At 70.6% G+C, this 12092-nt stretch carries 11 protein-coding genes and 1 tRNA gene; 7 read left to right on the top strand and 5 right to left on the bottom strand.

Annotated features, from left to right (window positions below; translation table 11 throughout):
• Nucleotides 1–17 precede the first annotated feature (17 nt).
• The 5 genes from OHA25_RS22195 (at nt 18) to OHA25_RS22175 (ending at nt 3558) form a co-directional block, all read left to right on the top strand.
• On the top strand, nt 18–1079 hold the full coding sequence (locus OHA25_RS22195; RefSeq protein ID WP_327589408.1) for a DUF2510 domain-containing protein: 1062 nt from the start codon (nt 18–20) through the stop codon (nt 1077–1079).
• Nucleotides 1080–1147: 68 nt separating this feature from the next.
• Nucleotides 1148–1741 (top strand): oligoribonuclease, encoded by a 594-nt coding sequence (gene orn / locus OHA25_RS22190; RefSeq protein WP_327589407.1) that lies wholly within the window; start codon nt 1148–1150, stop codon nt 1739–1741.
• Between the two features lie 68 nt (nt 1742–1809).
• Nucleotides 1810–1885, top strand: a tRNA-His gene (locus OHA25_RS22185).
• A 158-nt stretch (nt 1886–2043) separates the two neighbouring features.
• Entirely contained in the window at nt 2044–2268 is a 225-nt protein-coding gene (locus tag OHA25_RS22180) for a helix-turn-helix domain-containing protein (RefSeq protein ID WP_090938928.1), read from the top strand.
• 63 nt (nt 2269–2331) lie between these two features.
• Entirely contained in the window at nt 2332–3558 is a 1227-nt protein-coding gene (locus tag OHA25_RS22175; RefSeq protein WP_327589406.1) for an NAD(P)/FAD-dependent oxidoreductase, read from the top strand.
• Here the strand turns inward: OHA25_RS22175 and lat are convergent.
• The 3 genes from lat to OHA25_RS22160 form a co-directional block, all read right to left on the bottom strand.
• Nucleotides 3548–4822: an L-lysine 6-transaminase gene (lat, locus tag OHA25_RS22170; protein ID WP_327589405.1), complete on the bottom strand. Its 1275-nt coding sequence runs from the start codon at nt 4820–4822 to the stop codon at nt 3548–3550. The two genes, OHA25_RS22175 and lat, sit on opposite strands and share 11 nt — an antisense overlap.
• 98 nt (nt 4823–4920) lie before the next feature.
• The gene (gene trhA, locus OHA25_RS22165) at nt 4921–5568 is read right to left on the bottom strand and encodes a PAQR family membrane homeostasis protein TrhA (protein ID WP_327589404.1); all 648 of its coding nucleotides are present in this window, start codon (nt 5566–5568) and stop codon (nt 4921–4923) included.
• Nucleotides 5569–5588: 20 nt separating this feature from the next.
• A complete protein-coding gene (locus tag OHA25_RS22160) occupies nt 5589–7052 on the bottom strand; it encodes a penicillin-binding transpeptidase domain-containing protein (protein ID WP_327589403.1) in 1464 nt (487 codons plus the stop codon).
• A gap of 97 nt (nt 7053–7149) precedes the next feature.
• On the opposite strand from OHA25_RS22160, the gene OHA25_RS22155 reads away from it, so the two are divergent.
• The gene (locus OHA25_RS22155) at nt 7150–7995 is read left to right on the top strand and encodes a spermidine synthase (RefSeq protein WP_327589402.1); all 846 of its coding nucleotides are present in this window, start codon (nt 7150–7152) and stop codon (nt 7993–7995) included.
• A gap of 42 nt (nt 7996–8037) precedes the next feature.
• Complete coding sequence (locus OHA25_RS22150; protein ID WP_327589401.1) at nt 8038–9231, top strand: hypothetical protein; 1194 nt, start codon at nt 8038–8040, stop codon at nt 9229–9231.
• Between the two features lie 5 nt (nt 9232–9236).
• Here the strand turns inward: OHA25_RS22150 and OHA25_RS22145 are convergent, their stop codons facing one another.
• Together OHA25_RS22145 and OHA25_RS22140 are read right to left on the bottom strand one after the other, a co-directional pair.
• Entirely contained in the window at nt 9237–10502 is a 1266-nt protein-coding gene (locus OHA25_RS22145; protein WP_327589400.1) for an amidohydrolase/deacetylase family metallohydrolase, read from the bottom strand.
• Nucleotides 10503–10509: 7 nt separating this feature from the next.
• Nucleotides 10510–12015 (bottom strand): hypothetical protein, encoded by a 1506-nt coding sequence (locus OHA25_RS22140; RefSeq protein WP_327589399.1) that lies wholly within the window; start codon nt 12013–12015, stop codon nt 10510–10512.
• Nucleotides 12016–12092: the final 77 nt, after the last annotated feature.

Raw genomic sequence — 12092 nt, 5'->3', positions numbered from 1 at the left:
TTACTAATCTGGCGAACATGACCTCGCAGACCCCCGCGGGCTGGTACCCGGACCCGTACGGCGAGCCCCAGCTCCGCTGGTGGGACGGCAACCAGTGGACCGACGCCACCCATGCGCAGGAGCCTGCCTCCGGGCCCCAGCAACCGCAGCCGCAGGCCGCCTCAGGGCCGCAGCAGCAGTCGCGGCCGGACTGGTCGGCGACGCCGGCGAACCCCACGCTCCAGTACGGGCAGCCCACCTTTGGGCAGTCCGCCTACGGCCAGCCCACGCCGCCCACCCAGCAGTGGGGCGGCGCGCAGTTGCCCGGCCCCGGCTACGGCCCGCCGCCCAAGCAGGGCAATCCGCTGCCCTGGGTGTTCGGCGGACTGGCGGCGCTGGTGGTGCTCGCGCTGATCGTGGTGGGCGGGATCTTCCTCGTCAACAGGAGCAACGACATCCCGATGTCGGCGCCGACGGAGACGTCGGCTCCCCAGGAGCCGCCCACCAACGAACCGCCGTCCAACGAGCCGCCCAGCCAGGGCACCGGCCAGCCGCCTCCTCAGCCGGCCGATGGCCGGATCACCGACGCGCAGGCCGGCATCTCCTACCCGGTGCCCGAGGGCTGGACGGTGCCCGCGCAGCTCAACCCCGCGACCCCGAGCCCGACGCAGCAGCTGTGGTCGGCCGGGGTGCAGGCCACGTCACAGGAGAACTTCGTCGAGGACGAGGATTGGGTCGGCAACGTCTACTCGGGGCTGCTCAACGAGCTCTACCCCTATAGCGGTGCCGCCGGCATGGGAGATACGGCGAAGGCCGTCTTCGTGGACTTCTCCAGGTTCTACGCGCCGCCGCACGAGACCAAGATCGTGGCGGACAAGGCCATGAAGATCGGCGATCGGGACGCGTGGCTGCTGCAGTTCGAGCTCGACTTCACCAAGGTGTCGGAGGAGAAGGGCTACAAGTGGAAGAAGGAGAGCGGTGCGCTCGTGCTCATGGATCGCGGCTCCGGTGAGCGCCCGGCCCTCCTTTACATCTCCGTACCGGACAATCTGGGCACGGACGTGGTGGGCAAGGTTTTGAGCTCGCTCAAGCCCGCGTGAGCAGTGGCACTAGGCTGGTGGGGTAACAAGCGGGCGGATTGCTCCGAGCCGCTGGGCGAGGAGATCTCATGAGTGACTTGCTGGTCTGGATCGACTGCGAGATGACCGGACTCGACCTCGGGCGGGACGCGCTGGTGGAGGTGGCGTGCGTCATCACCGACAGCGAGCTCAATCAGCTGGACGAGGGCGTGGACGTGGTCATCAAGCCGCCGCCCGAGTCGCTGGAGCAGATGTCGGAAGTGGTGCGCGAGATGCACACCGCCTCCGGGCTGCTGCCCGCGCTGGGGAGTGGGGTGACGTTGTCGGAGGCGGAGTCGCTCGTGCTCGACTACATCCGCCGCCATGTGCCGGAGCCGAAGAAGGCGCCGCTGTGCGGCAACTCGATCGGCACCGACCGCACGTTCCTGGCCAGGGACATGCCCGCCGTGGATGCTTTTCTGCACTATCGGATGATCGACGTTTCGTCGATCAAGGAGCTGGTCCGCCGCTGGTATCCGCGGGTCTACTTCGCCGCGCCGGAGAAGCAGGGCGGACACCGTGCCCTGGCGGACATCACGGAGAGCATCCGGGAGCTGCGTTACTACCGTGCGGCGATCTTCGTGGAGCAGCCGGGACCCGACTCGGCGACCGCGAGATCGCTGGCAGAGCGTGTCAGCGGCTAAAGGAGTGGCGTAAAGACTCCCGAATCCCGCTACACTTTTCCTGTGCCGCCGCGTAGCGGGTGGCCGTGGTGGGTGTAGCTCAGTTGGCAGAGCGCCAGGTTGTGGTCCTGGATGTCGAGGGTTCAAGTCCCTTCACTCACCCCACTGCACGACGGCCGGTCCTAGATGGACCGGCCGTCGTCGTTTTCTCCCGACTACGCCCCCAAATCATGACAATGCGAGTTATGCTCGCTGTCTACCGCTAACGCCGGAAGCACGGGGGCCCTCGGCGATCTGACCGTCTTCGCGCCCCCGGAGGCCGGATGAGAGTCGACGACGCAGCGTTCGAGAGCGTGTTCACGTCCCTGAGCAAACGCGAGGCCGAGGTCATGGACCTCATCGCCACGGGTCAGTCCAACGGACAGATCGCGCAACGGCTGTTCCTCAGTGAGAAGACCGTCAAGAATCACGTCAACCGCATCTACGCCAAGCTAGGCGTGGACTCACGCGTCACCGCCATCGGCCTCTGGCTGTCCCGCCGGCAGTAGCCGTGCCCGGCGTCACTGACCTCCCTGTGGTTTAAAGGCCACCGGCGGTGTCATAGGAGTCCCATGAGCATGACGCGTAGAGCGCGGGTCGTCGTCGTCGGGGCAGGATTCGCGGGGCTGGAGGCGACGCGGGAGCTCGCCAAGGGCGGAGCGCTGGTGACGCTCGTCGACCGGAAGCCGTACTCGACGTTCCAGCCGCTCCTCTACCAGGTGGCCACGGCGAGCATGGGCACGTCCGACGTGTCCTACCCGATTCGCACGTTCGCCGCCCGATGGCCGAACGTACGGGCGCGCCACGCCGGGCTGAGCAAGGTGCTGGCCGAGGAGCGGCGGGTGGAGCTGGATGACGGCAGCTCGCTGGAGTACGACTACCTGGTGCTGGCGACGGGCGTCACGACCAACTGGCTCGGCGTGGCGGGTGCGCGGGAGAACGCGTTGCCGATCTACTCGCTCAACGACGCGGCCAACCTTCGGCGGCGGCTGCAGCAATGCCTGGAGGACACGGCCACGGGCCGGCGGGAGAGCACTCACGTCGTGGTGGTGGGCGCGGGCCCGACCGGCGTCGAGGTGGCGGGCACGCTGGCCGAGTTGCGGTGGCGCACGCTGCCGCTGACACATCCGGAGATCAAGCCCTCCCAGACGAGCGTGAGCCTGGTCGAGCGGTTCGACTATGTCCTGGCGCCGTACAAGCCGCGGCTGCGGGACGCGGCGGCGGCCGCGCTGCGCAGACGAGGGACGCGGCTGCATCTGGGCTCCACGCTGGCGTCCGTGGAGCCGGACGCGGTGGTGTTGACCGACGGGACGCGGCTGCCGAGCGACCTGACCGTGTGGGCGCTCGGCGTGACCGCGCCCGATGACGTGGCCGACTGGGGGCTGCCGCAGGGCAAGGGCGGCAGGATCACGACCACGCAAGAGCTGCGCGTCCCCGGCCACCCCGAGATCTTCGTGGCCGGCGACCTCGCCGGGCCGCCCGAGCCGCTGCCCCAGCTCGCCCAGCCCGCGATCCAAATGGGCAAGCACGTGGGCAGGCAGATCCTGGCGGCGGCGCAGGGACGGCCGGTGCAGGCGTTCTCGTACGACGATCCCGGCATCATGGCGACCGTGGGCAAGGCGGAGGCCGTGCTCCAGTTCCGCAACGGGATGACCATGCGCGGGCTGCCGGCGTGGCTGATCTGGATCTTCATTCACGTGGCCTACCTGCTGGGCGGGCGCAACCGGGCGAGCGTGCTGCTCAACTTCTTCTGGCGTTACTTCGGGCCGCGCCGCGCCGCCACCAGCGTCACCCCGTGAGCGCGCCCGCCAGGGCGCTCAGTCCGTGGTCCAGGTCGGGCTCAGGGATGTTGAGTGCCGGGCGCAGGCGTACCGAGCGGGGGCCGCAGGGCAGCACGAGCACGCCATGGTCGTCCCTGAGCCGGGTCACCAGGGCGTCGCGGGCGGCCTGGTCGGGCAGGTCGAACGCGCACATCAGGCCACGGCCGCGCACGCCCGACACCGCCTCCGGGCGCTCGGCCTCCAGCTTGGTGAGGCGTTCGAGCAGCACGCTGCCCAGCGTGGCGGCACGCTGGATGAGGCCGTCGCGTTCGACGATCTCCAGGATGCCGCGGCTGCGGACCATGTCCACCAGTCCGCCGCCCCACGTCGAGTTGATCCGGCCGCTCAGCTGGAACACGTTATCGGGGACCTGGTCGACCCTGCGGCCCGCCATGATCCCGCCGACCTGGACCTTCTTGGCGAAGGCCACCACGTCGGGTGCCAGCCCCAGCTGCTGGTAGGCCCACGGCGTGCCGGTCGTCCCGCCGCCGGTCTGGACCTCGTCGAGGATGAACAGCGCGTCGTACTCGTGGCACATGTGCTGCATGGCCTGCAAGAACTCCGGCCGCATGTGGTTGTCGCCGCCCTCGCCCTGGATCGGCTCGGCGATGAAGCAGGCGATGTCGTGCGGATGGCGCTCGAAGGCCTCCCGCGCCTGCGCCAGTGCGCGTTCCTCGGCCGCCTCGACGTCGCCGAGGTGGATGGCGGGCACGTCGATGCGCGGCCAGTCGAATCTGGGGAAGCGGTCGGTCTTGCCCGGCTCGGTGTTGGTCAGGCTCATGGTGTAGCCGCTGCGGCCGTGGAAGGCCCGTGTCAGGTGCAGGACCTTGGTGCCCAGCTCGCGCGGGCGGCCCGCGGCCTCGTTGCGGCGGCTCTTCCAGTCGAAGGCGGTCTTGAGTGCGTTCTCCACGGCCAGGGCGCCGCCCTCGACGAAGAACAGGTGGGGCAGCTCGGGGTCGCCGAGCACGCGGACGAAGGTGTCGACGAAGTCGGCCAGGTGCTCGGTGTACATGTCCGGGTTGGCCGGCTTGTTGCGCGCGACCTGGCCGAGCAGCTGGACGAAGTCGGGGTCGAACGGCGGGTTCACGCCGAGCGGGGCGGAGGCGAAGAAGGTGTAGAAGTCCAGGTAGCGGCGGCCGTTGCGGGCGTCGACGAGCCAGGAGCCGCGGCTCAGCTCCAGGTCGAGCACCAGACGGTAGCCGTCGATGAGCAGGTGGCGGGCAAGGCGGGTGTGTACGTCCATGTCCACTCCACTGTGGGCAGATGGGCCGTACGTTCCTCCGGCGGAACGCCGACACATGCGTAATATTTACGGTACATCTACCCACAAAGTGGAGTTCTTTATGCGTGGGAGTAGACCACGATCGACACCGCGATGTACTGGACCAGGTAGGCGGCGACGGTGAACGCGTGGAACACCTCGTGGAAGCCGAACCAGCGGGGCGACGGGTCGGGACGGCGCAGCCCGTACACGACGGCGCCCGCCGAGTAGAACACGCCGCCCACGGCCACCAGCACGACGGCGGCCACGCCCGCACCCTCGAGCAGCTGCGGCATGACGAAGACCGCGGTCCAGCCCAGCGCCAGATAGAGCACGGTGTAGAGCCAGCGCGGCGCGCCCATCCAGAACACCCGGAACAACACGCCCGCCAGCGCGCCGCCCCAGATGACGCCCAACACGGCCACCCGGGCCACCCCGTCCAGGGCCAGCAAGGCGAAGGGCGTATAAGTCCCGGCAATGATCAAATAGATGTTGGCGTGATCGACCCTGCGCAGGAACTCGGCCAGCTTCGGGCCGAGCGTGCTGCGGTGATAGGTGGCCGAAATGCCGAACAACAACGCCGACGTGAGTGCGTAGACGGCGGAGGCCACACGGGCCTGCAACGTCGGGCCGAGCGCCACGAGCACGAACCCGGCGATCAGCGTCACGGGCAGCGCTCCAGTGTGCAACCAGCCTCGCAGCCTGGGCTTAACGGTGATGGTCGTCATGAAACCTACGGTACCGTAGGTTACAGTCCATTCAAGAAGCGGGCGGCGATGGGAGCGGCGGTCGCGGCACCACTGCCGCCGTGCCGGACGAACACGCAGAAGGCCAGGTCGTCGCGGTATCCGACGAACCAGGCGTGATCCTCACCGTCGACCACCTCCGCCGTGCCGGTCTTGCCCGCCACGCCCTCCGGCAGCCCCGTGTCGGCCGCCGTGCCGTAGTCCACCACCGCGGTCATCATGTCCCTCAGCGCCGTCACGATCCCCTCGTCCATGGGCGCGGGCTCGGGTGGCGGCGTGCCGTCGATGCGACTCACCTGCGCCGTCGACAGCAGTCTGGGCGAGCGCCACACGCCGCTCTGCACGGCGGCGGCGAGCGCCGCCATGCACAGCGGGGTGGTGACGACCTCGCCCTGGCCGATCACGTCCTCGGCGAACGCGTCCACGTCGTCGGTTTCCCGCACGGAGCCGCAGCTCCCGCCGATGCCGGTCATGATCGGCCGGCCGAACCCCCACTCGTTCGCCGTCTCCACCAGGTCCTTCGAGCTCAGCCTCGTGGTGGCCTGCTCGACGAACGTCGTGTTGCAGGAATGGGCGAACGCGTCGGTGAAGCTGATGAGGCCGCGATCCACCGCCCCGTCGTTGTCGATGGTCCGATGGCCGGGGATGGTGTAGCTATCCGGGCACGAGACCTCCGAGAACGGTTCGAGGCCGTTCTTGAGCAGCGCCGCCGCCGTGATCGTCTTGAAGACGGAGCCCGGCGGGAAGAGGTCCTGCACGGCGCTGAAGTTCTCCTCGAGGCGGTCGGCCAGCCCCACGATCTCGCCGGTGCCCGGCCGGATGGCGACGATCGCGGAGTCCTCCACGCCGTCCAGCGCCCGGGCGGCCGCCGCCTGGACGGGCCGCGACAACGTGGTCTGCTCGACGTTCGCCCCGGCCTGCTTGCTGAGCAACGGCCGGTCCGGCTGCCCCGGCACCTTCAGCACCAGCTCCCACCCCTGGTTCGCCTCGGCGAACTCGGGTTTGAGCCGCTCGAGGTACGCCTCCGCGTAGCTGTCGTGGGGAATCCGGTCGCCCTCGCTCGTGACCAGCTCGGCCCCCACCATGTCGATCTCGCCCAGCTCCAGCCTCCCCCCGCCCTTGAGCAGCGGGTGGAGCGTCTCGGGCGCCCATAACACCTTCCACGCCCCGTCCCGCACGGCCAGCCGCAACGTGCTGTCGAACGGCCACGCCCCGAACTCGGTCAGCTCCCGCACGCCCGCGAACGGCACCTCGGCGGACCCGTCCCCCATGCTCTTCAACGGCCCCGGGGTCAGCTGGATGGACTCGACGTGCAGCTCGTCCGACAACGCCCGATGCCGGACGACGAAGTCGGCCGGCGGCTGGTACACCAGCCGCTCCATGCCCGTGATGTCCCCCTTGCGCCACGCCTCGAAGTACGCGGCCGCCGTCTTCGAGGGGCTCCCCTTGACCCGGTTGGACGCCAAGACCGCGAATGTGCTCGCCCCGACTATCGCGACAACCGCGATAACGAGCACAATCAGCCTTCGTCGTCGCATACGGTTTCTCCCAGGAGGGATCAGCGTGACACGTGGACAGCGGGAACCGATGCCCGGCCTTTATCCGGTGACGTTCGGCGAGGTGGAACTCCTCCGGGATCTGGACAGGCAGGACGGCTGGGTGCTGTCCAAGGATGGCGTACCTCAGTCGTATGTGGATCTCAAAGATCCCACATTCCTCGAATTCGAGTACGTCCGTCTCATGGCGGACGTTATTGACCTTCTCCAGGACGGACCGCTCAGCTGCGTCCATGTCGGCGGCGGAGCCTGCACGATCCCCCGCTACGTCGCCGCCACCCGCCCGGGTTCGCGGCACATCGTGATCGAGCCCGACGGCCTGCTGGTCAATCTGGTACGGGAGCAGCTGGAGCTGCGTTCCGTGCCCCGGCTGAAGGTCATCGTGGAGGGCGGCCGGGACGGCGCCGCGAAGGTGTGGGACGCCACGGCGGACCTGGTGGTGCTGGACGCGTTCACCGGGGCGACGATGCCGGTGGAGCTGGCCACGATCGAGTACATGGGCGACATCGCCCGGGTGCTGCGCCCGGATGGCACCCTGCTGATCAACCTGGCCGACGGCAAGGGCCTGGCCTTCGCCAGGCGCCTGCTGGCCACGGTGATCGCCACGTTCCGCCATGTGGCGCTGCTGGCGGAGCCGGGCGTCATGCGGGGGCGCCGCTTCGGGAATCTCATCGTGGCGGCCTCGCGTACGGATCTGCCGGTGGACCTGCTCACGCGGCGCGCGGCCGGCGGGCTGACGCAGGCCAGGTGCGTGCACGGGGAGGCGCTGACGAACTTCGTCGCCGGGGCCTATCCCATCAGGGACGGCGACCCCGTCCTGGCCCCGGTGCCCCCGCCCGCCGTCTTCGGGTAGGCCGCTTTCCTCGACCCCCAGGCCGTGTGGTGCAATCTCTCCATGCTTCGCCGCAGCAGCCTCTACGTCTTCCCCTCCGACCTGGTGGACGAGGGAGTGGAGAGGGTGCTGGCGCGGGTGCGCGAGAGGGGCGTCGCGGCGGTGACCGTCGCCGTCGCCTACCACCAGGCGCGCGACGTGGTGCCGCGGGGAAAGAGCGGGCGGGTGGTGCACCGGCGTGACGGCGTGTTCCTGCCGCTGCCTCCGGAGGTCTGGCAGGGGGTGCGGCTGCGCCCGCCCGGGCAGCCGCTCGCGGAGCAGGAAGCCGTGACCAAGCTGCGCGAGCGGGCGGGCGGCGACGTGCTCGCCTGGACGGTGTTCCTGCACAACACCACGCTGGGCAGCGCGTTTCCCGAGGTGTGCGCCGAGACGTGCTTCGGCGACCGGCTGCTCGCCGACCTGTGCCCGGCGAATCCGGACGTGGCCGATTACGCGGTGGCGCTGGCCCGCACGGCGGCGGCGGTGGGGCCGGTGGTGGCCGAGGCGCTCTCGTACGGGACCTTCGACCACGGGCACCACCACGAGCGCTCCTTCGTCCCGCTGGGCCCGGGCGAGCGGCTGCTGATGGGTTTGTGCTTCTGCGTGGATTGCCGGAAGGCGGCGCAGGCCGCCGGGGTGGACGCGGAGCGGCTGCGCGCGACCGTGGCCGGCCATCTCGACCGGGCGCTGGAGGGCGACGGCGCCGCCACGCCGGCCGACCTGCCGGCGCTACGTGCGGCGGTGGGTGAAGAGCTCGACGGCTTTCTCGCCGTACGGCAGGGTGTGGTGACCGCGCTGACCCGGCAAGTGGCCGCCGCCGTGCACGAGGACGGCGGCGAGCTGGTGTATCTGGACCTGACCGGCGCGCTGCTCGGCTACGGCGACGGAGCCCCTGAGGGCCCGGCCGCGGCCGAGCAGGGCTGGCGGCTCGGGGTGGACGTGCCCGCGCTGTCGGCCGTGGCCGACGGCTATGCGTACCTGGGCTACGTGCGGGACGTGGCGCGGCTGCGTGCCGACGTGGCCTCCGTCGTGGCGGCCGCCGGCGGCAGGTGTCCGGTACGGGTGGTGTTGCGGCCCGGTCACCCGGACACCCTCGATGCCGCGCATCTGGCCGCGAAAGTGGCCGCCTGCACCTCCGCCGGCGCGGCGGCCGTCGACTTCTACAACTACGGGATGTATCCGGCGCCGGTGCTGGACAGAATCGCCGCCTGCTGGTGAACGCCTCAGGGCGACCGGGGGAACTGCTCGGCCAGCCCGTCCGCGCCGACCAGCGGGGCGGAGAGCAGCGCGCGGACCCGTCCGGCCCGCTGGCGCAGCGCCTCGTGCTGGGCCTCGGTGAGCGGGATCCAGGGCTTGGGGTGCGGCGGCAGCCGGGGCGGCAGCGGGCGGCCGGCGACGTAGGTGAGCTCGTTGACCAGCCGCCGGTCCGAGGTCCGGAGCTGCCGGTGTGAGTCGACCAGCTCGAACGCGCCTTCCTCCAGTGCGAACACCGCGAGGTCGGCCCGGGCGCCCACGGCGAGCGTCCCTGCGCCGCCGGGCAGGCCGAGCGCCTGGGCGGGACGCACGGTGGCCGCGGCGACCACCTCCTCCAGCGGCAGCCCGACGGCGAGCAGCTTCGTCATCGTCGTCGGCAAGTCGAACACGGGCCCGTACAGGCACCGCGCGTGCAGATCGGAGGAGATCGCGTGAGGGATCATCCCGGCCTTGAGCTGTGCTTCGAGCACGTCGAACGCGAACCCTCCGGATCCGTGCCCGATGTCGAACAGCACGCCCGCGGCGTACGCCTCGACCACGGCGGGCGCGATGCCGCCTCCTTCCACCATGCCGGTGGCCAGCCCGCTGGCGCAGTGGGTGACGATGTCGCCGGGTCGCAGCAGGCGCAGCACCTCGTCCACGGCCGGTGGCGCGACGCCGATGTGCACCATGACCGGGACCTCGCCTGCCTCGGCCACCTTGATCGCGCGGCGCAACGGCTCCAGCCCGTTCGTGCCCACGGTCTTGCCGTCCATGCGCACCTTCACGCCGAAGAGCAGGTCACGATTGCCCGCCAAGGTCGCCGCGGCGAGGTCGACGTCGCAGTTGGCCAGCTCGCGGCTCTCCCCGTCGGGCGCGGTCAGGCCGACGGCGGAGACGTTGAGCAGCGCCGCGACCCGCACCTGGTAGTCGGTGACGGCGGCGCGCAGGGACTCGATGGCGTACGCGCCGGCGGAGCCGGCGTCGACCCAGGTGGTCACGCCGGTGTACCAGGCGACGGGGTCGGGGTCGATCCCCCAGTATGTGGCACCGGGGTGGACGTGTGTGTGCAGGTCGACCAGGCCGGGCGTGATCACCTTGCCCCGGGCGTCGACGACCTCGCGGGCCAGGTGCCGGGGCAGGGCGGGGGCGACGGCGGCGATCCGGCCGCCGCGCACACCGACGTCGTACCGGCCGACGTGCCCGCCACCGACGTCGATGACCTCACCGCCGGCCAGCAGCAGATCGTAGGACATCCTGCTCCTATCCCTGTCGCGAAGCGGTCTCGCCCAACGGACCACCGCCCCGCCCGGCACCGGCCTCTGGGCCGGTCGCGCCGCCCTGCCACGCACCGCGGTCTCCAACACGGCCACCACCGAGCCCAGGGCCGCGATCGAGATCCGTCGCCTCACCCTGCCATGACCCGGAGTCGGTCGCGCGGGGGGCGCGGTGTCCGGGGGCGGGGGTGAGGGTGAGGGCGGTGGCGATGCCGAGGCGGTAGAGGCGGGTTGGGCGGCCCTTGCGGTGCATCTGCTCGCTGCCCTCCTCGGTGACCAGCCCGGACTCGCTGAGCTTGCGGATCAGTCGGCGGCCGCTCGGGTTGGTGATGCCGAGCTGTCCCGCGAGGTCGCTCGGTGAGATCAGGCGCCCGGCGAGGCTGCGCTCGACCGCGGCGAGCCGGGACAGGGTCGCCGGGCTGAGGCCGGCGCGCCGCGCCAACTCCTCCAGGTCACCCCCGTGGTCCCGGTAGGTGAAGGCCAGCGGTGAGCCCGACCCGCTCATCGGACCGATGATGACGCCGCTGTCCTCCACGAGGTAGGCCGAGGGCGCAGCCTCCTGCTCGGCGCGCGAGGCCGCCCATTCGGCGAGCTGGACGCAGGTTCGGGCGGACCCGCCGATGCCGAACCCGGCGGCGGGCCGGACGCCCAGGGTCTCCTGGGCCACGCCGAGGATGGGCAGGGACACCCAGTTGTGGGTGACCTCCTCGAACAGCGCCTTGTGCGCGAAGACGACGACGCCGCGGCGGTCGCGGTTCTCGATCCACGCCTCGCCGAACTCCGGCGTGTTGACCAGCAGGTTCATCAGCCCGATGCGGGCCCGGTCGAGGTCGGCCCGGGCGTCCTGGGCCCCTACGAGGAAGACCCCCGCGGCGAACCGCGACGCGCTGGCCTGCCGCGACTGGATACGCAGGGCGAGCTCGTGAAGGTCGGCCCGGATGGTGGCAGGCCCCTGCAAGGCGTTCACCACGGGGACCGAGCCCGCGGTCAGCCGGGCGGTGACGGCGGTGCGCAGGCTGATGGCATAGGCGGCGCCCGTCCGCTCGGCGAAGCGGCGGTGGAAGGCGACGATCTCGTCGACGGTCTGCTCCGGATCGTACGGCAGGCAGGCCACCTGGTCGAGGTCGAGCCCGAGCGCCTGGACGACCTCGCTGACCGTTTCGGGATCGAACGTGTCGACGCTGACCGGCACCGCGGGCCGGCCGTCCGCCTGCGCGCGGAAGAAGGCGAAGGACAGGTCGAGGGCGCGGGACTTGGTGACCGCGACGGACAGCCCGGCCGGGAGCAGGTCGCGCGACTTGGCATAGGGCACCTGACCGAGCAGCAGGCCATGCACCTGCTCGCGCTCGAGGAGCGCCTGGACCCGCGGCCGGATCTCGTCCTCCTGCTCGTAGCTCACCCACTCCAGCCGCACGCCCGACAGCGTGCGGGCCGCCTCCTCGAAGACGGCTCGATGGCTCGCGTGGATGACGAGCCCGATCACGATCGTCATGATCCCCCTATACGACCGAGTTCATAAGTAGTTCACAATAAATGCGCCCCAACGCCGGTCACGCCGTTTTAACGCAC

It is taken from the genome of Nonomuraea sp. NBC_00507 (genome assembly GCF_036013525.1).
Taxonomy (GTDB): domain Bacteria; phylum Actinomycetota; class Actinomycetes; order Streptosporangiales; family Streptosporangiaceae; genus Nonomuraea.
The sequence above is the reverse complement of the archived record's forward strand: the minus strand, read 5'-3'. Positions and strand labels throughout refer to the sequence as shown.